The organism is Blastococcus sp. SYSU D01042 (assembly GCF_054050515.1).
This window is the reverse complement of record NZ_JBJGZM010000006.1, coordinates 125,489-148,811: the sequence shown is the minus strand read 5'-3', so window position 1 is coordinate 148,811 and position 23,323 is coordinate 125,489. Positions and strand designations below refer to the sequence as shown.

General features: G+C 74.7%; 23 protein-coding genes. 8 read left to right on the top strand and 15 right to left on the bottom strand.

The window, feature by feature from the left end; genetic code table 11:
* Window positions 1–42: 42 nt before the first annotated feature.
* The gene (locus ACI79H_RS12890) at window positions 43–1,794 is read left to right on the top strand and encodes a helicase (RefSeq protein WP_456554792.1); all 1,752 of its coding nucleotides are present in this window, start codon (window positions 43–45) and stop codon (window positions 1,792–1,794) included.
* Between the two features lie 76 nt (window positions 1,795–1,870).
* Here the strand turns inward: ACI79H_RS12890 and ACI79H_RS12885 are convergent, their stop codons facing one another.
* From ACI79H_RS12885 to ACI79H_RS12870, 4 genes are all read right to left on the bottom strand, one after another.
* Window positions 1,871–2,383 (bottom strand): hypothetical protein, encoded by a 513-nt coding sequence (locus ACI79H_RS12885; RefSeq protein ID WP_456554791.1) that lies wholly within the window; start codon window positions 2,381–2,383, stop codon window positions 1,871–1,873.
* A 32-nt stretch (window positions 2,384–2,415) separates the two neighbouring features.
* Complete coding sequence (locus ACI79H_RS12880; protein ID WP_456554790.1) at window positions 2,416–3,951, bottom strand: flotillin family protein; 1,536 nt, start codon at window positions 3,949–3,951, stop codon at window positions 2,416–2,418.
* 4 nt (window positions 3,952–3,955) lie between these two features.
* Window positions 3,956–4,495, bottom strand: coding sequence for a hypothetical protein (locus ACI79H_RS12875; RefSeq protein WP_456554789.1), 540 nt, complete (start codon window positions 4,493–4,495; stop codon window positions 3,956–3,958).
* A gap of 97 nt (window positions 4,496–4,592) precedes the next feature.
* Window positions 4,593–5,528 carry a DUF5996 family protein gene (locus ACI79H_RS12870; RefSeq protein ID WP_456554788.1) on the bottom strand — a complete coding sequence of 312 codons (936 nt, stop codon included), beginning with the start codon at window positions 5,526–5,528 and terminating at the stop codon, window positions 4,593–4,595.
* A 119-nt stretch (window positions 5,529–5,647) separates the two neighbouring features.
* On the opposite strand from ACI79H_RS12870, the gene ACI79H_RS12865 reads away from it, so the two are divergent.
* From ACI79H_RS12865 to ACI79H_RS12850, 4 genes are all read left to right on the top strand, one after another.
* Entirely contained in the window at window positions 5,648–6,979 is a 1,332-nt protein-coding gene (locus ACI79H_RS12865) for a DNA polymerase IV (protein WP_456554787.1), read from the top strand.
* 44 nt (window positions 6,980–7,023) lie between these two features.
* Window positions 7,024–7,473 (top strand): pyridoxamine 5'-phosphate oxidase family protein, encoded by a 450-nt coding sequence (locus tag ACI79H_RS12860; protein ID WP_456554786.1) that lies wholly within the window; start codon window positions 7,024–7,026, stop codon window positions 7,471–7,473.
* A 70-nt stretch (window positions 7,474–7,543) separates the two neighbouring features.
* Window positions 7,544–9,106: an FAD-binding oxidoreductase gene (locus ACI79H_RS12855; RefSeq protein WP_456554785.1), complete on the top strand. Its 1,563-nt coding sequence runs from the start codon at window positions 7,544–7,546 to the stop codon at window positions 9,104–9,106.
* A gap of 10 nt (window positions 9,107–9,116) precedes the next feature.
* Window positions 9,117–9,722, top strand: coding sequence for a class I SAM-dependent methyltransferase (locus tag ACI79H_RS12850; RefSeq protein WP_456554784.1), 606 nt, complete (start codon window positions 9,117–9,119; stop codon window positions 9,720–9,722).
* A 12-nt stretch (window positions 9,723–9,734) separates the two neighbouring features.
* Here the strand turns inward: ACI79H_RS12850 and ACI79H_RS12845 are convergent, their stop codons facing one another.
* From ACI79H_RS12845 to ACI79H_RS12830, 4 genes are read right to left on the bottom strand one after another with little or no spacing between them, the layout of a single operon-like run.
* A complete protein-coding gene (locus tag ACI79H_RS12845; RefSeq protein WP_456554783.1) occupies window positions 9,735–10,631 on the bottom strand; it encodes a hypothetical protein in 897 nt (298 codons plus the stop codon).
* Complete coding sequence (locus ACI79H_RS12840) at window positions 10,628–11,941, bottom strand: CoA transferase (protein WP_456554782.1); 1,314 nt, start codon at window positions 11,939–11,941, stop codon at window positions 10,628–10,630. Before ACI79H_RS12840 ends, ACI79H_RS12845 begins: the two co-directional genes overlap by 4 nt.
* On the bottom strand, window positions 11,938–12,516 hold the full coding sequence (locus tag ACI79H_RS12835; protein ID WP_456554781.1) for an RBBP9/YdeN family alpha/beta hydrolase: 579 nt from the start codon (window positions 12,514–12,516) through the stop codon (window positions 11,938–11,940). Before ACI79H_RS12835 ends, ACI79H_RS12840 begins: the two co-directional genes overlap by 4 nt.
* Window positions 12,504–13,706 carry a PucR family transcriptional regulator gene (locus tag ACI79H_RS12830; RefSeq protein ID WP_456554780.1) on the bottom strand — a complete coding sequence of 401 codons (1,203 nt, stop codon included), beginning with the start codon at window positions 13,704–13,706 and terminating at the stop codon, window positions 12,504–12,506. The genes ACI79H_RS12835 and ACI79H_RS12830 overlap by 13 nt, the downstream gene beginning before the upstream one ends.
* A 93-nt stretch (window positions 13,707–13,799) precedes the next feature.
* On the opposite strand from ACI79H_RS12830, the gene ACI79H_RS12825 reads away from it, so the two are divergent.
* Window positions 13,800–14,909, top strand: coding sequence for a ferredoxin reductase (locus ACI79H_RS12825; RefSeq protein ID WP_456554779.1), 1,110 nt, complete (start codon window positions 13,800–13,802; stop codon window positions 14,907–14,909).
* Window positions 14,910–14,934: 25 nt separating this feature from the next.
* The gene (locus ACI79H_RS12820) at window positions 14,935–16,137 is read left to right on the top strand and encodes a fatty acid desaturase family protein (RefSeq protein WP_456554778.1); all 1,203 of its coding nucleotides are present in this window, start codon (window positions 14,935–14,937) and stop codon (window positions 16,135–16,137) included.
* Between the two features lie 86 nt (window positions 16,138–16,223).
* On the opposite strand, the gene dnaB is transcribed toward ACI79H_RS12820, so the two are convergent.
* The 6 genes from dnaB to ACI79H_RS12790 all read right to left on the bottom strand — a co-directional run bounded on the left by dnaB (window position 16,224) and on the right by ACI79H_RS12790 (window position 20,948).
* Window positions 16,224–17,594 (bottom strand): replicative DNA helicase, encoded by a 1,371-nt coding sequence (gene dnaB / locus ACI79H_RS12815; protein WP_456554777.1) that lies wholly within the window; start codon window positions 17,592–17,594, stop codon window positions 16,224–16,226.
* Window positions 17,595–18,186: 592 nt separating this feature from the next.
* Window positions 18,187–18,633, bottom strand: coding sequence for a 50S ribosomal protein L9 (gene rplI, locus ACI79H_RS12810; RefSeq protein WP_456554776.1), 447 nt, complete (start codon window positions 18,631–18,633; stop codon window positions 18,187–18,189).
* Between the two features lie 11 nt (window positions 18,634–18,644).
* Window positions 18,645–18,881, bottom strand: a complete 237-nt coding sequence (rpsR, locus tag ACI79H_RS12805) for a 30S ribosomal protein S18 (RefSeq protein ID WP_026856604.1) — start codon at window positions 18,879–18,881, stop codon at window positions 18,645–18,647.
* 42 nt (window positions 18,882–18,923) lie between these two features.
* On the bottom strand, window positions 18,924–19,424 hold the full coding sequence (locus ACI79H_RS12800) for a single-stranded DNA-binding protein (protein WP_456554775.1): 501 nt from the start codon (window positions 19,422–19,424) through the stop codon (window positions 18,924–18,926).
* Between the two features lie 2 nt (window positions 19,425–19,426).
* Window positions 19,427–19,714, bottom strand: a complete 288-nt coding sequence (gene rpsF, locus ACI79H_RS12795; RefSeq protein WP_456554774.1) for a 30S ribosomal protein S6 — start codon at window positions 19,712–19,714, stop codon at window positions 19,427–19,429.
* Window positions 19,715–19,919: 205 nt separating this feature from the next.
* On the bottom strand, window positions 19,920–20,948 hold the full coding sequence (locus ACI79H_RS12790; RefSeq protein ID WP_456554773.1) for a hypothetical protein: 1,029 nt from the start codon (window positions 20,946–20,948) through the stop codon (window positions 19,920–19,922).
* A gap of 120 nt (window positions 20,949–21,068) precedes the next feature.
* Here ACI79H_RS12790 and ACI79H_RS12785 point away from each other — a divergent pair, with 120 nt between their 5' ends.
* Entirely contained in the window at window positions 21,069–21,860 is a 792-nt protein-coding gene (locus ACI79H_RS12785; protein ID WP_456554772.1) for a deoxyribonuclease IV, read from the top strand.
* On the opposite strand, the gene ACI79H_RS12780 is transcribed toward ACI79H_RS12785, so the two are convergent.
* The gene (locus tag ACI79H_RS12780) at window positions 21,840–23,306 is read right to left on the bottom strand and encodes a glycosyltransferase family 87 protein (RefSeq protein WP_456554771.1); all 1,467 of its coding nucleotides are present in this window, start codon (window positions 23,304–23,306) and stop codon (window positions 21,840–21,842) included. The genes ACI79H_RS12785 and ACI79H_RS12780 overlap by 21 nt on opposite strands.
* Window positions 23,307–23,323 lie beyond the last annotated feature (17 nt).

Genomic DNA, 23,323 nt, shown 5'->3' with positions numbered 1-23,323 from the left:
AGGCAGCACCTACCGTGCCCGGGGACGAGGGGAGGTGCCGGCATGCCCGGACGACGACGGCGCAGCACGACCAGCAGCCGCAGCACCAGCACGACACGGACCCGGGCCGCAGCACCCCGGAAGCGGGCCGCCGCGAAGCCGAGCAAGGCCACGGCCGAGCTGCCCGTCGCCGGTCCGGGGGAGCGGGTCTGGGTGCTGGCGGTGCCGTTCCGCGCGCCGGCGCCCGGCGCCGTCTGGCACGCCGGCCTGCAGGCGCACGTCTGGGTGGGCCGGGAGCTGCCCGCGGCGCTGGTGCCCTACGACCCCCCGCCGTACAGCTTCGAGCGCTTCGTCGAGGACGAGCTGAACGCCCGGCCGCGCCCGCTGCCCGAGGCGCGGCCGCTGACCCCGCGCGACCAGCAGTGCGACGGCGCCGACGTCGTCGCCGCCCACGCAGCGGCCGGGGGCCGGGTGTTCCTGCTCGGCGACGACCCCGGCGTCGGCAAGACCGGCACGGCGATCCTGGCCGTCAAGGCGATCGCCGAGCAGCGCGACGTCCAGCGGGTGCTGGTGGTCGCCGACCGCCCGGCCGCGATCACCATCCCGCACTGGTCCCGCTCGATCGCCGGCTTCGGCGACGGCGAGCTGCGCTGGTGCGTCACCACCTGGGACCGGCTGGGCAAGGTCGCCGCCGTCCAGCGGGCGACCGGGGCGCGCTTCGACGTCGTCGTCGCCGACGAGGCGCACATGGTGCGGCACACGACGACGCAGCGCTGGAAGCACTGGAAGGCCGTCTCCGGCGCCGGCCGGGTCAAGGACGCCCCGTACGTCCTGGCCTGCACCGCGACGCCGGCGCACACCCCGCTCGAGCTGCCCTACCTGGCGCCGCAGTTCGCCGTCCAGCACGGGGAACCGCTCAAGGACTGGGCCGACCTCCCGGCCCGCCTGGCCGCACGAGGGTTCCACGTGGAACGTGGCCGCTACGGCTGGCAGTGGACCGAGGACGCCGACGAGCGCCGGGCCGACCTCGCCACGCTGCAGGGCTGGCTGGCCGAGGCGCGGCCACCCGCCACGCTGCACCGCCCCGCGCCGTGGGGGCCGGTGTCGGTGAGCGGGGCGCCGGTGGCGCTCACGCCGGTCGAGCGGGCGTCCTACGAGGCGGAGTGGTCGGAGTTCCGGGCCGAGATGCAGCTGGCGCGGAAGGCCCGGCAGACCGCGCGCGGCCGTGCCGCGCTGCTGCGCTTCCGGCAGAAGGCCGGGCTGATCCGCGTGCAGGCGACGGTCGACTGGGTGAAGGCGCAGGTGGAGGCCGAGCGGCAGGTCGCGGTGTCGGTCGAGTTCGTGGAGACCGCGGCCGATCCGATCCGCGAGGCGCTGCTCGGCGCGGGCATCGAGGTCGCCGGCATCTACGGCCGCGACCGGTTCGACGTCGAGGGCGAGCGGCTGCGCTTCCAGCGCGGCGAGGCCCAGGTCTGCGTCTTCACCGTGACCGCCTCCATCAGCCTGCACGCCGGCGAGCTGCTGCCCGACGGGGCGCACGCCTCCGAGCTGCCACGGGTCGGGCTGTTCCACCAGCCGCGGTTCTCCGGCATCCAGGCCCGCCAGGTCACCGGCCGCACCCACCGCGACGGGCGCACTTCGCCCTGGTTGGTGGCGTTCGCCGAGGACACCGTGGAGGAGCAGGTCGCCCGCGTCATGGTCGAGCGGCTGGCGGTCACCGGCTCCACCGCCGGTGCCGACACCTCCGCGCTGCAGGAGATCGCCGAGCTGCTCGAAGCGGACTGGCTGCCCAGCGCCGCGCTCAGCGAGAGCTGACCGCCCTTCTCCAGCCGCTGGGCGGAGAGGGCGAGCACCTCGCAGCCGAGTGTGGGAGCGCTCTGCGAGAGCTGGCCTACCCGGCGCCCAGCGCGGCGAGCAGGTCCTCCGCCTGGCGCACCCGCCGGGCGCACCACCGGTCGACGGCCGCGGACGCGAGCACGAGCACGGCTGCGAGGACCCCCGCGACCGGATCGGAGTCCAGCACGGCCGCGACGGCCACGAGGACGACGATGCAGAGGCCCAGTGCGGCGACCGCCCAGCGGTTGTGCCGGGCGCTCCGGATCTCCTCCGTCATCGCCCGGCGCCACGCGACCGGAGCCAGCCCCTCGGGCAGGAGGCCGGTCCGGAGCGCCTCCTCGACGACGTTGCGGCCCTCGAGCAGGTCGCGGTCCCGTGGCGCGTCGCGGTACCGGACAGCCTGCAGTACGGCCCAGAACACCGCCATGCCCACGAGCCAGCCGCAGGCGTACAGCAGGAACAGCCACCAGTTCCAGGGCTCGTTCCGCACGAGCGCCTCGAGCGCCGCCCGCCCCGCCCCGACGTAGAGCGCGCCCGCGACGAGGACGACGGCTCTCCGCCGCTGCAACCACCGCGTGTGCTCGCTCGGCGGAGCTGCGGTCAGCTGCCGGCCCCGTTGCCCGCGACGCCGTCGCCGTCGGAGGCGATCGGCACCCGCGTGACGCCATCGGCACCGGTCGCACCGCCCAGCCGGCGCAGCAGCGCGGCGACGTCGATGCCGGTGAGGTCACCCGAGAGCTGCAGCCCCTGCGCCACGTTGGCGGCCACCGACCTCCCCAGCGAGCCGGCGCCGTCGGAGGAGATGACGGTCATCTTGTCCACGCTCGACAGCGGCGCGGCCGCGGCGCCGACGACGTCGGGCAGCACCTTGACCAGCATCTCCAGGATCGCCGCCTCGCCGTACTTCGCGAACGCGTCCGACCGCGCGTCGAGGGCCTCGGCCTCGGCCTGACCGCGGGCCAGGATCGCCGCCGCCTCGGCGGCACCCTCGCGCTCGACGGCGTCGGCGATCGCCTGGCGGCGCAGCTTCTCGGCCTCACCGCGCTTGGCGCCCTCGATCGCCTCGGCCTCGGCCAGCGCCGACCGACGGGCCCGCTCGCCCTCGCCGGAGAGCTCGGCCTGCCGGGCGGCGGCCTCCGCGGCGGCGATGGTGGCGGCGCGCTGGGCCTCGGCGGTGAGGATCGCCGAGTTCTTGCGGCCCTCGGCCTCCTGCTCCACCTTGTACCGCTGCGCGTCGGCCGGGCGGCGCACCTGCGTGTCCAGCTGGCGCTCGGTCAGGGCCGCCGTCCGCTCGGCCACCTTCTCCTGCTCCATCAGCACCGCCTGGTCCTGCGCGGCCTGGGCGAGGGGGCCGGCCGCGGCGGCCCGCGCCTTCGCGGCGTCGGTCTCGGCGGTGATCTCGGCCTGGCGCAGGGCCAGCTGCCGCTGGGCGACCGCGATCGCCTCGTCGGCCAGCAGTTGCTCCTGCTGCGCGGCCTGCCGCGCGCGGGCCTCGGCGATGCTGGCCTCCTTGAGGACCCGCGCCGCCTCGGGCCGGCCCAGGTCGGCCAGGTAGGTGCCCTCGGCCTGGATGTCCTGCAGCTGGAAGGTGTCCAGCACCAGCCCCTGCCCGGTCAGCGAGGACTCCGCCTCCTCGGCGACGGCGGAGGCGAACGCCGCCCGGTCCCGGATGATCTCCTCGATCGTCAGCCGGCCGACGATCGACCGCAGCGCGCCGGCGAGCACCTCCGAGGTGAAGGTGTCGATGCCCTCCTGCTGGTTCAGGAAGCGCTGCGCGGCGGCGCGGATCGAGTCCTCGGTGCCGCCGACCTTCACGATCGCGACGCCCTCCAGGTCGCACTTCACGCCCTGCTTGGACACCGCGCCCCGGATCCCGACCGGGATGCGGCGGCTGGACAGGTCCATCGTGTGCAGCTTCTGGACGACGGGCAGCACGAAGACGCTGGCACCCATCACGACCTTCTGGCCCGACGAGTCCCGCGAGACCACGCCGGACTCGCTGGTGATCTGCCGGCCCTGGCGCCCGGTGACCAGGAACGCCTGGTTGGGCCCGGCCACCTTGATGCGGGACAGCACGAGCAGGACCAGCAGCACCACCAGCACGGCGATGCCACCGATGGCGTAGACCAGCGTCACGGGATCAAGCCTCCGGGAGGGGATCGGGCGCGGTCGAGACGACCTCGACCGCGGTCTCGCTGAGCGCTTCGACGACGTACACCGGCGTCCCGGACCGCAGCGGGACGTCGCTGCGCGCGGAGAACTTGAGCTGCTGGCCGGCGACGGTCAGCCGCACCTCGCCGTAGCCCGGGCTCGGCACCGCCGAGACGACGACGCCCTGAGCGCCCAGCAGGTGGTGGCGGGTGAGCGTGGGCTGGGTCGGCATGTCCTTCAGCGCCCGGGACAGCCGGATCGCGCCCCACGCCAGGGGAAGGGCCACCGCCAGCCCCACGACCAGCGCGAGCAGGGCGGCCGCCGCGGTGGGCAGGTCGTCGGGCAGCAGGCTGGTCGCCGCGGCGCCGCCGAAGCCGATCCCGCCGAGCAGGGCGGCGACGGCCGGGACGGAGAACGGCCCGTCGGCGTCGACGTCGCCCAGGCCCAGGTCGCCGAGCTCGCCGACGAACAGCGAGAGCAGCAGCACGACCAGGCCGACGGCACCGAGGACGAGGAACACCGTTGCCACGTGCGCGTCCCCTCCCCGTCGTCGACCTGCACCTTTCCAGCCCGGAGGGGGTGCGCACCAACGCGGTGCACGGACGGGTGAACGGGCGGCCGGGCGCTCAGCGACCCCCGGCGTCCCCCCGCTCCAACGCCGCGCGGTCCCAGCCGGCCAGGTCCGCGGCCGCCTCGTAGGTGCGCTGCAGGAACGCCAGCAGCAGCGCGTCGGGGTCCTCGGCGGTGCGCACCCGCTCGTACGGCAGCACGAACTCGCCGAGCGCGTCGTCCCAGCGGGCGCCCTCGGGCAGCCCCTCGACCTCCCGGAAGCCGGCCGGCTCGGGGTAGGCGTAGCTGTAGAAGACGCCCTCCTCGCCGGGCGGGCCGGGCCAGTAACCGGCGCTGCTCACCTCGTGCGAGTAGGCCTCGAGCATCACGTGCGGGCCGCAGTTGGGCGCGCCGCCCGGGTGGTCGGGGGCGGTGCGCCCGGAGAACCGGGTGACCGCCAGGTCCAGCGCGCCCCAGAACAGGTGCACCGGGCTGACCTTGCCGACGAACCGGTCGCGGAAGTCGGTGAAGGCGCGGGTCATCTGCACCAGCCCCAGCCAGAACCGGTGCACGGCGTCGGGGTCGTAGCTGGCGTGCACCCGGTCGTCGGGGAACGGGATGGCGTCGGGGATCTCGACCGGCACCGGCCAGATCTCGGTGCCCACGCCGAGCTCGTCGAGCAGCGCCATGACGTCGGCGTGGAAGTCGGCGACCGCACGGGGGCCCAGCGGCAGCCCGCCGCTGCGGCCGTCGGCGGTGAGCACCTCGAGCCGGTGGGCGACGAGGTCGAAGTCGATCTGGAACGACGGGCCGGTCGGGTGCGGCATGAGGGACGTGGTCAGCCCGCGCGCCGTCACGTACAGCGGGACGTTCCACCAGTGGTTGGACAGCCCGGCGTTGGCCATCCGGACCTTGCCGACGACCTGCGTGTACAGCTGCAGGGTGTCGCGGGTCGCGATCCAGTCGTCGACCGGCAGCGCCGGCCAGGAGCGTGCGGGGTTATGCGCGGTCACGCCCGACAGTCTGTCGGTCCCGGCAAGGGTGGGGCTCGAGCCGGAGGCCGGCGGAACGCGACGCAGCGTGATGGGACCGCCCGGTCGGGGGAGGCCCGCGACCAGGGATCATCGGGGGCATGCGGCGGGAGGCGAGCGTGCTGCACCTCGACCTCGACGCGTTCTTCGCCGCGGTCGAGCAGCGGGACAAGCCCTCCCTGCGCGGGCGCCCGGTGGTCGTCGGCGGCGTCGGGGGCCGCGGGGTCGTCGCCACCGCGTCCTACGAGGCCCGCGCCTACGGCGCCCGCTCGGCGATGTCGACGGCCGAGGCCCGGCGGCGCTGCCCGTCGGGGACGGCGTTCCTCGGCGGCCGGTTCGCCGCCTACCGGCGCACATCCGACGTCGTCATGGGGCTGCTGCGCGAGCTGTCCCCGCTGGTCGAGCCGGTCTCCATCGACGAGGCCTACGTCGACCTCGCCGCCGGTGGCCACGACCTGTCGGTGCCTGGTGTGACGGAACTGGGCCGGGACCTGAAGGCCCGCATCGCCGCGGCGACCGGGGGAGTGACCGGCTCGGTCGGCATCGGCTCGTCGAAGCTCATGGCCAAGATCGGTTCGGAGCTGCAGAAGCCGGACGGGCTGGTCGTCGTGCCGCCGGGGTCCGAGCTCGACGTGCTGCACCCGCTGCCGGTGACCACGCTCGGCGGCGTGGGCCCGGCGACCGCCGAACGGCTGCACCAGGTCGGCGTGAAGACCGTGGGGGACCTGGCCGCCAAGTCGCTGCCGGACCTGGTCGCGCTCGCCGGCCGGGCCCACGGCGCGGGGCTGCACGCGCTGGCCCGCGCGGAGGACGACCGGGCCGTCGTGCCAGACCGCGAGGCCAAGTCGGTGTCGCACGAGGAGACCTTCGAGCGCGACCTCACCGACCTCGCCGTCCTCGGCCGGGAGATCGACTCGATGGCCACCCGCGTGGGCAGGCGGCTGCGCGACTCCGCGTTCTCCGGCCGCACGGTGACGCTCAAACTGCGCCGCTACGACTTCACCACCATCACCCGCTCGCAGACCCTCCCCCAACCGACCGACGACGCCCGGCAGATCGCCGCGGTGGCCCGCCGGCTGCTCGCCGACGCCGGCGCGGAGGGCGGCCTGCGGCTGCTCGGTGTCGGCGTCTCCGGACTGAGCCTCTACGCCCAGGGCGACCTGTTCGCCGACGAGGACGACGGCACGCCGGTGGCCGCCACCCAGGAGGCGGCGCCGGAGGCGGCGTCGCCCGAGCCTCCGCTGCCCGCGGACAAGCGGTGGTGGCCGGGGCAGGACGTGCGGCACGAGGAGCTGGGGGCCGGCTGGGTGTGGGGACGCGGGCTGGGCCGGGTGACCGTGCGCTTCGAGGGACCGACGACCCCGCCCGGGCCGGTGCGCACGCTCGCGGCGGACGACCCGCTGCTGCAGCCCGCCGAGCCACCCCACTGGTGACGGTGAGCTCCCGATGTGTCGGACCCCGGGGAGACACTGCGGTCATGACCTCCTGGCGGGATGTCGAACGGGCCGCGCCCGAGCTGGCGCAGCAGGTGAGGGCGGCCTTCCTCACGGCGAAGCACGCGACGATGGCGACCCTCAGAGCCGACGGCGGGCCGCGGATCAGCGGCACGGAGGTCGAGTTCTCCGACGACGGCGAGCTGCGGATCGGCTCGATGCCCGGTGCGGTCAAGGCGCGGGACCTGCACCGTGATCCGCGGCTGGCGGTGCACAGTCCCACCGCCGACCCCGGGGAGGGCGGGACGGGCTGGCCGGGTGAGGCCAAGGTGGCCGGCCGGGCGGTGGAGGAGTCACGCCAGCAGGACGGCGTCCACGTGTTCCGGCTCGACCTCACCGAGGTGGTCTGGACCGGCCACACCGACGACCGGTCGGCGCTGCTGGTCCGGTCGTGGCACCCGGGCCGCGGCGTCGAGGAGCGCGTCCGCACCTGAGGCTCGCCCCACCGGGACCCGGTCTGGTGAGGTGGGGACGCAGGCCGGCGGCGACGGAGGGCGGGACAGCATGGGCGCGACGCGGTCGTGGTGGGGCTGGGGCACCGAGGACCAGGCACTGACCGACGAGCAGTGCATCGCCCGCGCCGCCGCCCTGCCCGGGCTACCCGACCGGCCCCGCCCGGTCCCGCGGCTGGCCGACGTCGTCCTGCCGGTCTCCCGGGTGAGCCCGCCGCAGGGGCTGCCGGTGACGACCGACCACGACGACCGCGCCCGGCACGCCTACGGCAAGGCCTACCGCGACGTCGTGCGGGCGCTGTCCGGCGAGCTGCCGGGCGCCCCGGACGCCGTGGCGCGCCCCGCGGACGAGGACGACGTCGTCCGGCTGCTCGACTGGGCCTCGTCGGCCGGCGTCGTCGTCGTGCCGTTCGGCGGCGGCAGCTCGGTGGTCGGTGGCGTCGAGTACCGCGGCGAGCGGCCGTGGGTGTCGATGGACCTCACCGCGCTGGACCGGGTGCTCGAGGTGGACCGGGTCAGCCGCGCGGCGCGGATCCAGGGCGGCGCCCTCGGGCCGGTGCTGGAGGACCAGCTGCGGCCGCACGGCCTCACGCTGCGGCACTACCCGCAGAGCTTCGAGTTCTCCACGCTCGGCGGCTGGCTGGCCACCCGGGCCGGTGGCCACTACGCCACCGTGCTGACCCACATCGACGACCTGGTCGAGTCGATGCGCGTCGTCACCCCGGTCGGGATCAGCGGGTCGTGGCGGCTGCCGGGCTCGGGCGCCGGGCCCTCGCCCGACCGGCTGTTCCTGGGGTCGGAGGGGACGCTCGGCGTCATCACCGAGGCCTGGATGCGGCTGCAGGACCGGCCGCGTTTCCGCGCCTCCGCCACGGTGTCCTTCGACTCGACGACGGCGGCGATCGGTGCGGTCCGGGCGATCGCGCAGGCCGGGCTCCACCCGGCGAACTGCCGACTGCTCGACGCCGGCGAGGCGGCGACGTCGGGCGCCTCCACGACCGGCGGCTGCGTGCTCGTGCTCGGCGTCGAGTCCGCGGTGCAGCCCGTGGAGAGCCGGCTGGCCGAGCTGGCCGGCCTGGCGCAGGACCACGGCGGCGTCGTCGCCCCCCGGGAGGACGGCCCGCGGGACGCCGCCGCCGACGCCTGGCGCTCGTCGTTCCTCCGCGCGCCGTACTCCCGCGACGGGCTGGCCCGCATGAGCGCGATCGTGGAGACCTTCGAGACGGCGACCACGTGGGACCGGGTCGACGAGCTGCACGCCACGGTGACCGACGAGGTCGGCGCCGCGGTGCGCGAGGTCACCGGCGCACCGGGGCTGGTCAACTGCCGGTTCACGCACGTCTACCCGGACGGTCCGGCGCCGTACTTCACGGTGGTCGCCGCCGGGCGGCCCGGCTCCGAGGTGGCGATGTGGGACGACGTGAAGACGGCCGTGATGGAGGTGCTCACCCGGCTGCGGGCCACCGTCACCCACCACCACGCCGTCGGCCGCGACCACCGGCCCGGCTACGACCGGCAGCGGCCCGAGCCCTTCGCGCTGGCGCTGCGGGCGGCGAAGGGTGCGCTGGACCCGGCCGGCGTCCTCAACCCGGGGGTGCTGCTGGACCCCGTGTGAGACTTCGGGGGTGACGGAGCAGAACGCCTGGCTGCGGATGACCGAGGAGGACCCGGGGCACTCGGCCGCCTACGTGCAGCGGTTCCGCAGTCTCGCGGAGCAGGGCATGGATCTCGTCGGCGAGGCCCGGCTGGTCGACGCCATGCTGGCCCGCGGCTCGCGCGTGCTCGACGCCGGCTGCGGCCCGGGCCGGGTGGGCGCGCACCTGCACGAGGTCGGGCACGAGGTGGTCGGGGTGGACGCCGACCCGGTGCTGATCGCCGCCGCCGAGGAGGACCACCCCGGCCCGCGCTGGCTGGTCGGCGACCTCGCCGAGCTCGACCTGGTCGGGCGCGGCGGGGAGGCGCCCTTCGACGCGATCGTCTGCGCCGGCAACGTCATGGCCTTCCTGGCCGTGAGCACCCGGCGGGAGGTGCTGCTGAGGCTGCGCGGTCACATCGCTGCGGACGGGCGGGCCGCGATCGGGTTCGGGGCCGACCGGGGCTACGCGTTCGAGGACTTCCTCGCCGACGCCCGAGCCACCGGCTGGGCCGAGGACCTGCTGCTGTCGACCTGGGACCTGCGGCCGTTCACCCCCGACGCCGACTTCCTCGTCGCGGTGCTGCGCCCGGTCTGAGCCGGCAGACGGTCAGAGGCGGCCGTTGGCGCGCAGCAGCACCACGGCGTTCACCGTCGCGTGGCCACGCCACTCCAGGGCAGCCGCCGGTGAGTAGCTGTCGAAGTCGACGGTCCAGCCGCCGTCGTCCCGCTGGCCCGCGGCGAGCCGGTCCAGCTCGGCCTCGACGACGGCCGGCGCGAACAGCTCCCGGGCCGGGCCGCCGGGGAACGGAGCGAAGTCCAGCGGGCGCATGAACTCGTCCTCGGCACCGCCCGCCACGTGCAGCAGCCCGTCGGACGGCACGTGCCGGGCCAGCTCCCCCACCAGCCCCGCAGCCTGCGGGGTCGACGGGGCCGCCGCGTCGAGGAACCGCACCGCGAAGGCGAGCTCCATCGCCTGCGGTGACTCGCCGAGCCCCCGCACCGCCTCCAGGCAGTACGCCGTCGCCCGCGCGAGCCAGGGATGCGCGGCGACGGCCGGGTCTGCGACCGCCACCCGGTACGCCGTGGCCGCCACGACCGCGGTGATCTGCAGCGACGACGTCGCCGGGTCGGCCGAGACCCAGAACGGCGCGCACGCCGCCGGATCGGGCACCGGCAGCGCGAACGGCAGCCCGCCGTCGGGCAGGGCCACCGCCGCCAGCCAGTCGCACACCTCGACGGCGCGCGGGGTCGTCCCCGGCGCCAGGTCGGCGAAGGCCTCCAGCGCGTGCAGCGCGCCGCCGGGCTGGCTGGTCGCCGAGCGCAGGTCGGGCTCCAGCCCCCAGCCGTAGCCGCCGTCGGCGTTCCGGTATCCGTCGACGGCGGCCACGACGGCGTCGGCACCGTCCGAGCCGGTCAGCAGGTCGAAGCGGCGGCGGTCGAGCACCCGCCCCGCGCCGGCGAGGAAGGCGGCTGCGGCGGCGAGGTCCACGGTCACGCCGGTCATCCTGCCCCGGCCGCCCAGACCGGCGCCGCCGCCGGTGGCAGCACCGCCGCCGTCGTCCACGGGGGCGAGCCCGGCGGCGCGACGAGCTCGACGGGCCCGTCGGGGGAGTCGAGCCGCTGCAGGTAGGGGGCGGGGTCGGGCGTCGGGCCGGGCGCCGACGGGTCGCGCGGCGCCGCCAGCAGCCACCGCGCGGTCTGCGCCAGCGACAGCTCACCGGACCATCCGCCGCCCTCCGTGCGCTGCCGGAGCAGCGCGGCCAGCACCGTCGCCGCGGCGAGGTACCCGGTGGCGTGGTCCAGCGCCTGCGCCGGGAGGACGCCGGGCTCGTCGGGCGTCCCGTACGCGGTCGCGATGCCGGTCGCCGCCTGCACCAGCGAGTCGAAGCCGCGGCGCTGCGCCCACGGCCCGGCCGTCCCCCACGCCGACAGCCGGACGACGACGAGGTGCGGGTGCCGTCGCGCCAGCGCGGCCGGGTCCATCCCGTACGCGTCGAGGGCACCCGGGCGGTAGCCCTGCACCACGACGTCGGCCGAGACCAGCAGGTCCTCCACGGTCGCCCGGTCCCCGCGGTCGGCGAGGTCGAGCACCACGTGCCGCTTGCCGGCGCCGGTGTCCAGCAGCCCCTCGCGCAGGTCCGGTTGCCGCGGCCCGTCGACCCGCAGCACGTCGGCGCCGTGCGAGGCGAGCACCCGCGTGGCCACCGGCCCCGCGATGACCCGCGTCAGGTCCAGCACCCGCAGCCCGCGCAGCGCGGGGCGTCGGGGGGCGCCGTCGGACACCCGGTGCAGGTCCAGCAGCGGCAGCCCGGCCACGGCCCGGCCCTGCGGCGTGGTGGCCCACTCCTCCGGCGTCCGGACGGCGGCCGCCGCGCCCCCGGCCGCGACCACGGCGGTCTCCAGCTCCTCGGCCGGCCACCGGGCGGCCGCCGTCGCCACCGCGTCGACGTCCTCGGCGCCCAGGACGGCCGCCGCGGCCGCGCGGTGGTGCGGGTAGTTGCCGTGCAGCCGCAGCCAGCCGTCGGCGGTGCGCCAGAAGCGGGACAGCGGCGCGAAGCCCATGCCGACCGGTCGCCCGCCCAGCCGCACGAACCGCTCGCTGCGCACCGCCAGGCCCACGTGCGCCGCGTCCAGGCCGACCGGGCCCGCGTCCCCGCCCAGCAGCCGGGCGGCCGCCAGCTGCGCCGCCACCGAGCCCAGCACCAGGTCGGGGACGGCGAGCGGCCCGCCCAGCCCGGTGGTGCCCCGCAGCTCGACCGGGACGTCGAGCGGCACCCCGGTCGCCCGGGCCACCTCGGCGAGCAGCCCGCTCACCGCGCGGTGATCCGCACCGACGGGTCGGTGCACCAGGCGAGCACCGAGGGCCACGAGCCGTAGCCCGCCGGCAGGTCCAGGTGCCGCCCGCCCGGGACGACGTCGGCGTCCAGGCCGAACCGTCCGGCGTAGAGCCCGGCCGCCCCGCCGGGGAAGTACGGGTCGTCGTCGCTCGCGACCAGGCGCACCCGCGCCCGCAGGTCCTCGGGCAGCGACGCGGTCTCGATGCCCGGCGGGGCGAACGCCGCCACCTCGGGGTGCCCGCGGAGGACCTCGGCCGACGGCGGCGCCACCAGCAGCACCCGGTCGGCCTGCAGCGCGCCCAGCGCGGGGCTGGCCTGCCACCACAGCAGGACGGCGAGGCTGTGGCAGACCAGCACCCGCTCGTCGCCGCCGAGCGCGGCCAGCTCGGAGCGCAGCCGGGCGAGCCAGTCGGCGAGCACCGGGGTGTCGGGCTCCGGGAACTGCGGGTAGCGCACCTCGTGCCCGTCGTCGGCCAGCCGCCCGGCCAGCCAGCGCTGCCAGTGCCCCTCCGGCCGCCGGTTCTCCCAGCCGTGCACGATCAGGTAGCCCACGGCGCCCTCCCCGGGTCGACGCCCAGAGCGAGGACCAGCTCCAGCACGGTGCGCGGGTCCTCCAGCCGCGCGCCGTACCGCTCGCGCAGCTGGCCCATCCGGTACCGCACCGTCTGCGGGTGCACGAACAGCTCGGCGGCGACGGCGTCACGGCGTCCCTGGTGCAGCAGCCAGGAGCGCAGCGTCTCGGTGAGCTTGTCGCGGGCGCTCTCGCCGAGGTCGTCCAGCGGGGCCAGGGCCCGGGCCCGCAGATCGGCCAGCGCCGCCTCGTCGGCGCGCAGCACCAGCTCGGTGAGCCGGGTCTCGGTGTCCAGCGGCCCGTCGCCCGCTCCGCGCAGGCCGAGCTGCAGCGCCGCGAGCGCCCGGGCGTACGAGCCGCCCACCTCGTCCCACGGCCGCGCCGGGCCGACGACTGCCTCGGCCTCCTGCAGGGACCGCATGAGCGCCGGCCGCGACCGCCCCTCGGCGTCCGGGACGAGCAGCACCACAGGCTCGCCGGCCGCCTCCGGTGCCGGCACCTCCTCGGTGGCCCGCAGCGTCCGCGGGTCGACGGCGGTGAGGGCGGTGCGCACCCGCGCCTCGGGCACGATCACCGCGGTCAGCGTGCGCGGCGGGGTCCAGTCGGCCCGCTCGGCGGCGGCCAGCTTCTCCTGCGGCTGACCGTGGGTGAGCAGCAGGTTGGCCAGCCGCTCGCGGTACCGCTCCCGCACCCGCCCGGTGGTGGCCAGCTCGTCGCTGTGGCCGGCCACGCTCGCCGCCGAGAGCTGGTCGATGTAGGCGAACACGAGCTCGGCGAAGCGGGCCAGCTGCGCGGCGCTCAGCCCCGCGCGCACCCCGCCGTCGGCCATGAGCCGCCAGGACACGCGCGCCCCGACCCGGTAGGCGCCCAGCAGCGCGTCCATCGAGCGCCCGCTGCGCGCCTCGCCCCGGCCGAGCGCGTAGGCGCCGTCCAGAGCCGGCTGGATGGGCGTGCTCGCGTCGCCGTCCCCGCCGGCCGTGGCCAGGACGAGGAACCCGCCCAGGGCCAGCTGGACGGCGTTCTCGATCGTGCGGCCCATCTCGCCGCTGAACGCGTCGGCGTAGCTGGGCACCTCGACGACGATCGCGGCCACCGTCTGCTCGGCGACCATCGGCAGCTCCTGCCGCATCGCCTCGGCGACCGCGGCCGGCAGCCCGAGTTCCAGGTCCATCTCGCCCCTCTTGTTCGCCGGGAACAGAACCTAGCCGCTGATTCACGTCGGTCACACAGGTAACTGCGCGCCAGGTTGGACAACCTTGGATGCATGACGACGACCGTTCCCCGCCCGACCTCGGTGCGGTCGCCCCTGGGACAGCTCCGCGAGCGGGCCCTGCGGCTGGCCGAGATGGTGACCACCCCGCTGCTGCCCGTCGACTACCTGGACCTGTTCGACCCGCTCCGGTCCGGCGCGGCCCTGCGCGGCCGGATCGAGGCCGTGCTGCACGAGACGCGCGACGCGGCCAGCCTGGTCATCCGCCCGGGCAGGGACTGGCGGCCCCACACCCCGGGCCAGTACGTGCGCATCGGTGTGGACATCGACGGGGTGCGCCAGTGGCGTGCCTACTCGATCACCTCGGTGCTCGACCGCGCCGACGGCTGCTTCACCATCACCGTGAAGGCGATCCCGAGCGGCTTGGTCAGCAACTTCCTCGTGCACCGGGTCCGCCCGGGCACGATCGTGCAGCTCGACCAGGCGACCGGTGAGTTCTGCCTGCCGGAGCAGGCCCCGGAGAAGGCGCTGTTCGTCACCGCCGGCTCCGGGATCACGCCGGTCATGGGCATCCTGCGCAACGCCGCCGACCGGCTCGCCGACACCGTGCTCGTCCACTCCGCGCCCACCGCCGAGGACGTCGTCTTCGGCGAGGAGCTGCGGCAGCTGGCCGCCGAGGGCCGGATCCGGCTCGTCGAGCAGCACACCGACTCCGCCGGGATGCTCGACGCCCGCTCGATCGCCGACCTCGTGCCCGACCTGCACGAGCGCGCCACCTGGGCCTGCGGTCCCGTGGGCATGCTCGAGGCGCTGGAGGAGCACTGGGCGGCCGCGGGGATCAGCGACCGGCTCTACACCGAGCGGTTCCGGCCGCGGGTGCTCGCCGGCGCCGGCGAGGGCGGTGCCGTGACCTTCGAGAAGAACGGCACCACCGTGGAGGCCGACGGCACCACGCCGATCCTCGACGCCGCCGAGGAGGCCGGCGTCCTCATGCCCAGCGGCTGCCGCATGGGGATCTGCTTCGGCTGCGTCCTCCCGCTCCGCGAGGGCGCCGTGCGCGATCTCCGCACCGGCGAGATCACCACCGCCGACGACGTCGGCGACGGCGTCCTCGTCCAGACCTGCATCAGCGCGCCCGCCGGCGCCTGCTCGATCGACCACTGACAACCCCACAGCTGAGGAGCCGGACATGACCGCCCTGCAGAAGAAGCCCGAGACCCCGATCGACCACCTCTCCGCCGAGGACGTCGAGCTCATCGGCAAGGAGCTGGACACCATCCGGCAGGAGGTGCGCGACAGCCTCGGTGAGGACGACGCCGCCTACATCCGCCGCGTGATCGACGTGCAGCGCAAGCTCGAGCTGGGTAGCCGCGCCGTCCTGCTGGCCTCGATGTTCCCGCCGGCCTGGCTGGTGGGGACCGTGGGTCTCTCGCTGGCCAAGATCCTCGAGAACATGGAGATCGGGCACAACATCCTGCACGGCCAGTGGGACTGGATGCGCGACCCGAAGATCCACTCCACGACGTGGGAGTGGGACATGGCCAGCCCCGCCGCGCAGTGGAAGCACTCGCACAACGAGCTGCACCACACGTACACGAACGTGATCGGCAAGGACAACGACCTCGGCTACGGCATCATGCGCGTCGACGAGGACCAGCCGTGGCACCCGCTGTACCTGGCGCAGCCGCTGTGGAACTTCGTCAACGCCTGCTTCTTCGAGTACGGCATCGCGGCCTACGACCTCGAGCTCGGCAAGAACCTGGCCACCAAGAAGCGCCGGGAGAACCCGGAGTTCCGCGCCGCCGCCAAGCAGGTGCTGAGGAAGATCCGCAACCAGGCGACCAAGGACTACGTCCTGCACCCGGCCCTGTCGGGCCCGTCCTTCCTCCCCACCCTGGCCGCCAACTTCACCGCCAACGTCGTCCGCAACCTGTGGTCGCACTCGGTGATCATGTGCGGCCACTTCCCCGAGGGCGTCGAGACCTTCGAGAAGAGGTCGATCGACGGCGAGACCCGCGGCGAGTGGTACCTGCGCCAGATGCTGGGCTCGGCCAACATCTCGGGCAGCAAGGCCATGCACATCATGACCGGCAACCTGAGCCACCAGGTCGAGCACCACCTGTTCCCCGACCTGCCCAGCAACCGGTACGCCGAGATCGCGCCCAAGGTGAAGGACATCTTCGACCGCTACGGCCTGCGGTACCACTCCGCGCCGCTGCCGCAGCAGGTCGCCTCGGCCTGGCACAAGGTGATCCGGCTGTCGCTGCCCAACGACTGGCTGGCCGAGACCCGGCCGTCCAACCTGCCCACCCAGCTGGGCAAGCTCTGGAAGATGACCACGGGCGGCAAGAAGGTCCGGCGCGCGATGCAGGCCCGCCCCGCCGCCGCGTAAGCGCTGAACGCAAGAGGCCCAGAACCGCTCCGGTTCTGGGCCTCTGGCGTTCCGTGCTGCGGGATGTTTCCCGTGGAACCGTCGCGCTAGTTGGCCATGTCCACGAAGCGGCTGTAGTGGCCCTGGAAGGCGACGGTGACGTTCGCGGTGGGGCCGTTGCGGTGCTTGACCAGCATGATGTCGGCCTCGCCGGCTCGCGGGGACTCCTTCTCGTACATGTCCTCGCGGTGGATCATCATCACCATGTCGGCGTCCTGCTCGATCGAGCCGGACTCGCGGAGGTCGGACAGCATCGGCTTCTTGTCCTGGCGCTGCTCCGAGCCACGGTTCAGCTGCGACATCGCGATGACCGGGACCTCGATCTCCTTGGCCAGCAGCTTCAGCGCGCGGGAGAACTCCGAGACCTCCTGCTGGCGGCTCTCGACGCGCTTGCCCGAGGTCATCAGCTGCAGGTAGTCGATGACCACCAGCTTCAGGTCGTTGCGCTGCTTGAGCCGCCGGGCCTTGGCCCGGATCTCCATCATCGTCATGTTGGGCGAGTCGTCGATGAACAGCGGCGCGTCGGCGATCTCGCCCATCCGGCGGGCCAGCTTCGACCAGTCCTCGTCGCTCAGCGTGCCCGCGCGCATGTGGTGCAGCGGGACCTTCGCCTCCGCCGAGAGCAGACGCATCGTGATCTCGTGCTTGCTCATCTCCAGGCTGAAGATCGCGGCGGGCAGGTGGTGCTTCACGGAGGCCGAGCGCGCGATGTCCAGCCCCAGCGTGCTCTTGCCGACACCGGGCCGCGCCGCGATGACGACCATCTGACCGGCCTGCAGGCCGTTGGTGAGCTCGTCGAGGTCGCGGATGCCGGTGGGGACGCCGCGGCTCACGCCACCGCGCGAGGCGATGGCGTCCAGCTCGTCCATGGTCGGCTGCAGGATGTCCTCGAGGCGGGAGTAGTCCTCGCTCATCCGCTTCTCGGTGACGTCGTAGATCTCCTGCTGGGCGCGGTCGACGATGTCGTCGACGTCGCCCCGGCCGCCGGCCGCGCCGTAGCCCAGCTGCACCACGCGGGTGCCGGCCTCGACCAGCCGGCGCAGCACCGCCTGCTCGGCCACGATCGCGGCGTAGTAGCCGGCGTTCGCGGCCGTGGGCGTCGAGGCGATGAGCGTGTGCAGGTAGACCGCGCCACCCATCTTGGACAGCTGGTCGGTGCGGTTCAGCTCGGCGGCGACGGTGATCGCGTCGGCGGGCTCGCCACGGCCGTACAGGTCGAGGATGCAGTCGTAGACCACCTGGTGCGCCGGCCGGTAGAAGTCCGCGCCGTGGAGCACCTCGACGACGTCGGCGATGGCGTCCTTGCTCAGCAGCATGCCGCCGAGCACCGACTGCTCGGCCTGGACGTCCTGCGGCGGCTGCCGGTCGTACTCCGGCGCCGTCGCCGACGGCCGGCTGTACTCGTCGGCCACCGCCACGGGGATACCTCCATCTGCTCGCAGGCGCGCCCGCGAGCCGCTCACCGAGGGGAAGCCGGGAGGTCGGCGGGCGCCGCCGGACCGAACGCGTGTTCGGTCCCTTGCTACCGCCGGGCACTGACAGTTCGCGCCCGGCGGCAGCTGGGAGGGACGTTAGGAAGCAGGAGCGGCGGCGTCCAACACCTCGATCTGCACAACATGTGGACAAGTCGGTGGACGGAGGCGTGTCGACATGTGGAGACGGCGGGGGACACCCTGGGGCCGGCTCCCGGTCGCGCGCCGGTCACCTGCACCGACGCCGTCCCCCGGCTGTGGACAGAAAGTTCTCGGGAAGTTTTTTCCGCGTGTGGCGCGTGTGGTGCCGACGTGACGAACGGGACCGTCCCGTCCACACGGGGACGAGCCGCGCCCTCCGGCGACATCGGCGATGTCGCACGCTGCACGCGGTCCAGGCGTGCGAGATCGGCGATCTCGCCGGGCGGGCGGGCGGCGAGGGCTGCCGCTGAGCGCCCTGGAACGCCACGAGGGGCGCCGGACCGCAGTCCGACGCCCCTCGGGGACGGTGCGAGCGCTCAGCGCGCTCTCAGGCCGTTCAGCCCGCGACGACCTCGATCGCCAGCGTGCTGGTGACCTCCGGGTGCACCCGCACGGTGACGGAGTGCTGGCCCGTGGTCTTGATGCTGCTGGGCAGCTCGATGCGGCGGCGGTCGAGCTCCGGGCCACCGGCCGCGGTGACCGCGGCGGCGACGTCGGCGGTGGTGACCCGGCCGAACAGGCGGCCGCCGTCACCGGCGCGGGCCGGCACGCGGACCTTGAGGCCGGACAGCTGCCCGGCCACGGCCTGCGCCTCCTCGAGCGAGCGCACCTCGCGGGTGGCACGCGCCCGGCGGAGGGACTCGACCTGCTTCTCGGCACCCCGGGTGGCCTTGATGGCCAGCCCGCGGGGCAGGAGGAAGTTGCGGCCGTAGCCGCCCTTGACCTCGACGGTGTCGCCGGAGGACCCGAGACCGGTGACCTCCTGCGTGAGAATCAGCTTCATCGTGCTCATGATCAGCGCGCCGTCGAGGTGTAGGGCAGCAGGGCCATCTCGCGGCTGTTCTTCACGGCCACGGCGACGTCCCGCTGGTGCTGGCTGCAGTTGCCGCTGACGCGGCGGGCACGGATCTTGCCGCGGTCGGAGATGAACTTCCGCAGCAGCGTCGTGTCCTTGTAGTCGACGTAGGTCGCCTTGTCCTTGCAGAACTGGCAGACCTTCTTCTTGACCTTGCGAATGGGTGGCTTGGGCACCGCGGTACTCCAGGGAGATTCAGGAAAAGAGGGATCGAGGGATCAGAACGGAGGCTCGTCGGAGGGGCCGGACGGCGTCGACCAGGGGTCGCTCGCACCGCCGCCGCCTCCGCCGCCGCCGGGGCCGCCGAAGCCGCCGCCACCGCCGCCGCCACCGAAGCCGCCGCCACCCTCACCGCGCGAGGCCTTGGTGACCTTCGCGGTGGCGTAGCGCAGCGAGGGGCCGATCTCGTCGACCTCCAGCTCGATGACGGTGCGCTTCTCGCCTTCCTTCGTGTCGAACGAGCGCTGCTTGAGCCGCCCGCTGACGATGACCCGCGAGCCGCGGGTCAGGGACTCGGCGACGTTCTCGGCCACCTGGCGCCACACGTTGCACCGGAGGAACAGCGCTTCGCCGTCCTTCCACTCCTGCGACTGGCGGTCGAAGGTGCGCGGCGTCGAGGCCACGGTGAAGTTGGCGACGGCGGCACCCGACGGCGTGAACCGCAGCTCGGGGTCCGACGTCAGGTTGCCGATGACGGTGATGACGGTCTCGCCGGCCATGCTCAGTGGGCCTCGGGGCGCATCAGCTTCGTGCGGAGCACCGACTCGTTGAGGTTCAGCTGCCGGTCCAGCTCCTGGACGGCGGCCGGCTCGGCCTGGATGTCGATGACGGCGTAGATGCCCTCGGCCTGCTTGTTGATCTCGTAGGCCATCCGGCGGCGGCCCCAGATCTCGGTCTTGACGGTGCCACCGGAGTTGGTGACGACGGTCAGGAACCGGTCGAGCGAGGGCGCGATGGTGCGCTCCTCGAGATCGGGGTCGAGGATGACCATCAGTTCGTAGTTGCGCACGGAGAACCCCACCTCCTCTGGTCTCAGCGGCTGCAGGGGATCTGCAGCAGGAGGGTCTTGCACGCGTCGCGCGCTCCGGCGAGCTCGAGAGAGCCGGAACGCGCGGGCCCAGGCTACCAGTGACCGGCCGGCCGCCCGGCGTCGTCCACAGGGGCCGGGGACGGCAGCGGCCGCCGTCACCCCGGGGGACGGCGGCCGCTCGTGCTCAGCGCGAGGCGCGCGAGGCCTGGTGGGTGCGGACGAGCGCGGCGCTCGCCGCGGCCAGGGCGACCACCGCGGCCAGGGCGGCGGCCGGGAGCGGGGTCGCCGACGAGGCGGTGTCGGCGGTGGTGTCGAGCTCGTTCCCCTCCTCGTCCAGGCCGCTGCCGTCGAGGCCGGCCAGCCGGCCGAAGACGGGGACGGTCGCGCCGTCGTAACCGCCGGCCAGCCCGCCGGCGCCGTTGCCCGTGCCGGCCGAGCCGGCGCCGCTGCGCCCCTCGGCGAGGAAGCGGGCCGGGTCGAAGGCCGCCGCGGCGGAGCCGGCGCCGGGGCGCAGCTGCGGGGTCCCCGCACCGGTGGCGTAGGTGTACTGGCTGCCCGGGACGCCCTCGACCTGGGGAGCGGTCGGCGCCGGCGCGGGTGCGGTCGGTGCCGGGGCCGCCGCCGGCGGCTGCGCGCCCGGAGCGGTCGGCTGGGGCAGCGCCGCCGCGGGCGGGGCCGGCACGGTCAGCGGCGGCAGCTGCGGCACGTTGACGCCGGGGAGGTTCGGCAGCGGCAGCAGGGTGTTGACGACGAACGGCGTCGGCAGGGGCAGCGGCGGCAGCAGCTTGGTCACCTGGTCGGTCAGGGGTGCGGTCAACGAGGCGTTGCTCTGCAGCTTGTACGTGTAGGTGATCGAGCAGGTCAGGCAGGTGGCGTCGAACCGCTCGGTCACCGACGCCCCGGGGGCCAGCACCCGCGGGCCCGACGGCAGGCCCAGGGTGATCTCGGTCTTCGCCGTGACGCTGACCAGGGACGGCAGCAGCCCACCGCCGACCTGCACGGTCTTGTCCTGGATCTCGTTGACGAAGGTGACGGTGCCGCCACTGTCGACCGAGGCGACCGGGGGCGTCAGGTCGCGGATCGGGACGGTGACCGCCGGAGCCGCACCGGCGGGCGGGGCCAGCGCGACCGAGGCGCCCGCGACGGCGAGCCAGCCGAGGACCGCCACGGCGACCCCGCGCCGAGCGGTCCGGTGGATGCGACCGGTAGCCATGTGCGACGAACCTCCGACTCGACCTGCTGCGGGGTAACCCCCGTCACGCTGCAGGAACGAGTATGTGTGATCACGGTTACGGCTAAACCCGGATCCGGGGGCTGACTACTGTCCGGTGACGTGGCCAACCACCCGATCGGCGTACACGTGGGCTCCGACCCGGAGGAGGGCCTGCTCGGTGCGGCGGCCGCCATGGACGCCGACGGCGTGCAGGTCTTCCTGACCGACCCGCAGAGCTACAAGGCGCCGAAGCCGCGGCCGGACGAGGCAGAGCTCCGGGACGCCGACGTCGCCGTCGTGGTGCACGCGCCGTACATGCTCAACGTCGCGTCGACCAACAACCGCATCCGCGTCCCCGGGCGCAAGCTGCTGGCCCAGCACGCCGAGGCGGCCGCGGCGGTCGGGGCGATCGGCCTGGTCGTGCACGGCGGGCACGTGCTGGCCACCGACGACCCGGCCGCCGGCGTCGACAACTGGCGCAAGACGTTCGCCTACCAGGAGAAGGCCGGAGGCTTCGCCCTCCCGCTGCTCATCGAGAACACCGCGGGCGGCGGCAACGCCATGGCCCGCGAGCTCGACGCCGTGGCCCGGCTGTGGGAGGCCATCGGCGGGTTCGGCGCGGGCTTCGTGCTGGACACCTGCCACGCGTGGGCGGCGGGCTGGGACCTCGCCACGGCCGTCGACGACCTCCGCGCCATCACCGGGCGGCTGGACCTGGTGCACCTGAACAACAGCCGCGACCCGCACGGCTCCAGCCGCGACCGGCACGCCCCGCTGACCGGCGGGGAGATCCCGACCGAGCTGCTGCTCGACGTCGCCCGCGCGGCCGACTGCCCCGTCGTCCTCGAGACGCCGGGCGACGCCGCCGACCACGCCGAGGAGATCGCGCTGCTACGGGACGCGCTGGGCTGACCGCAGCACCACGACGTCGGGCGCACGGTCCAGGGGCCCGCCGGCGGGGTCGTCGACCCCGGGCCAGCTCGTGCGGACGACGTCGCGGTCGGGCTGCAGCACGTCGCGGACGACCAGCGCCACGAGGACGACGACGGCGACGTCGCGCAGACCCACGGCGAGGAAGAACCACTCGACCTCGATGCCGTCGTTCTCCGTCCCGAGGTAGTGCAGCATCGTGGCGACCCAGACCAGCACCTCGGTGGCCTGCCACAGCAGCAGCGAGCGCCACCGCGGGCGGGCCAGCACCAGCAGCGGCAGCAGCCACAGCGAGTACTGCGGGCTCCACACCTTGTTGAGCAGCAGGAAGCCGGCGACGAGCAGGAACGCGACCTGCGCGACGCGGGGCCGCACCGGTGCGGCCAGCACGAGCCACGCCACCCCCAGCCCGTACGCCAGCAGCAGCACCGTGACGGTGGCGTTCAGGGCGGCCGGCGCGTGCCCCTCGGCGGTGCTGCGGAAGACGTCGGCACCCGCGTGGACCAGCATGTTCCAGATCGACTCGGGGTTGGCCCCCCGCTGGCGGCTGAAGGCGAAGAACCAGGCCCACTCGTCGCGGTCCAGCACGGCGACGGGCAGGTTCACCGCGAGCCAGGCGGCCAGGGCCGCCCCCGCCGTCCTCGCCCAGAACCGCAGCCGGCCCGCCCGCAGGCACAGCAGCAGCAGCGCCCCGAGCACCAGGACCGGGTAGAGCTTCGCGGCGACGCCCAGGCCGAGCAGCACGCCGGCCAGCACCGGGCGGGACCGGGCCCAGGCGAGCACCGCGCCCGCGGTCAGGGCGACGGCGAGCAGGTCCCAGTTCGTGAAGGCGTGGAACAGCAGCAGCGGCGACAGGCCGATCATCGCGGCGTCCCAGGGCCGCCGGCCGGACAGCGGCAGCACGGCGCGCACGGTGACCAGCGCGCAGACCGACAGCAGCAGGCAGGTCACCGCGGTGTAGCTCTGCACGGCCGGGAGGTCGGGGAGCAGCGCCGTCGACCGCGCCAGGTCGTCGTAGCCGCGGCTCAACCAGGCGGCCAGCGCCATGAACCCGCCGGTGAGCACCGGGTACTCGACGGTCGTGTCGAGGTAGGGCAGCGCGCCCGAGCCGAGGTCGTACAGGCCGAACAGCGGGACGGCGTCGGAGTAGCAGAGGTGCGTGTACTGCCGGCTGCCGCTCCAGTCGCCGTCGGCGCACGGCGCCTGCTTGATCCACGCGGCGGCCAGCGCCACGACGGCGAACAGCAGGCAGACCCGCAGCGGTGTCCAGAACAGCGCCCGGCCCGTGACCGCGTGCCGGCCCCACGGCCCGCCCACCGCCTCGCTGGCCTGGGTGGCGACCGGGTCGGCCCAGGTGGGCACCACGCGGTCCGGGGACGACGCGGGCCCGCCCGCAGGTGCGGACGGGCCCGACGTCGTGCTGCTCACCCGGTCAGTGTGCGGGA

Bases quoted from the DNA above. Each gene is read 5' to 3' on its own strand.
- ACI79H_RS12845 (WP_456554783.1), bottom strand. From the start codon at position 10,631: ATGACCGGCGTGACCGTGGACCTCGCCGCCGCAGCCGCCTTCCTCGCC.
- ACI79H_RS12855 (WP_456554785.1), top strand. From the start codon at position 7,544: ATGGGCGCGACGCGGTCGTGGTGGGGCTGGGGCACCGAGGACCAGGCA.
- ACI79H_RS12800 (WP_456554775.1), bottom strand. From the start codon at position 19,424: ATGGCCGGCGAGACCGTCATCACCGTCATCGGCAACCTGACGTCGGAC.
- ACI79H_RS12865 (WP_456554787.1), top strand. From the start codon at position 5,648: ATGCGGCGGGAGGCGAGCGTGCTGCACCTCGACCTCGACGCGTTCTTC.
- ACI79H_RS12820 (WP_456554778.1), top strand. From the start codon at position 14,935: ATGACCGCCCTGCAGAAGAAGCCCGAGACCCCGATCGACCACCTCTCC.
- ACI79H_RS12825 (WP_456554779.1), top strand. From the start codon at position 13,800: ATGACGACGACCGTTCCCCGCCCGACCTCGGTGCGGTCGCCCCTGGGA.
- ACI79H_RS12790 (WP_456554773.1), bottom strand. From the start codon at position 20,948: ATGGCTACCGGTCGCATCCACCGGACCGCTCGGCGCGGGGTCGCCGTG.
- ACI79H_RS12830 (WP_456554780.1), bottom strand. From the start codon at position 13,706: ATGGACCTGGAACTCGGGCTGCCGGCCGCGGTCGCCGAGGCGATGCGG.
- ACI79H_RS12860 (WP_456554786.1), top strand. From the start codon at position 7,024: ATGACCTCCTGGCGGGATGTCGAACGGGCCGCGCCCGAGCTGGCGCAG.
- rplI (WP_456554776.1), bottom strand. From the start codon at position 18,633: ATGAAGCTGATTCTCACGCAGGAGGTCACCGGTCTCGGGTCCTCCGGC.
- ACI79H_RS12890 (WP_456554792.1), top strand. From the start codon at position 43: ATGCCCGGACGACGACGGCGCAGCACGACCAGCAGCCGCAGCACCAGC.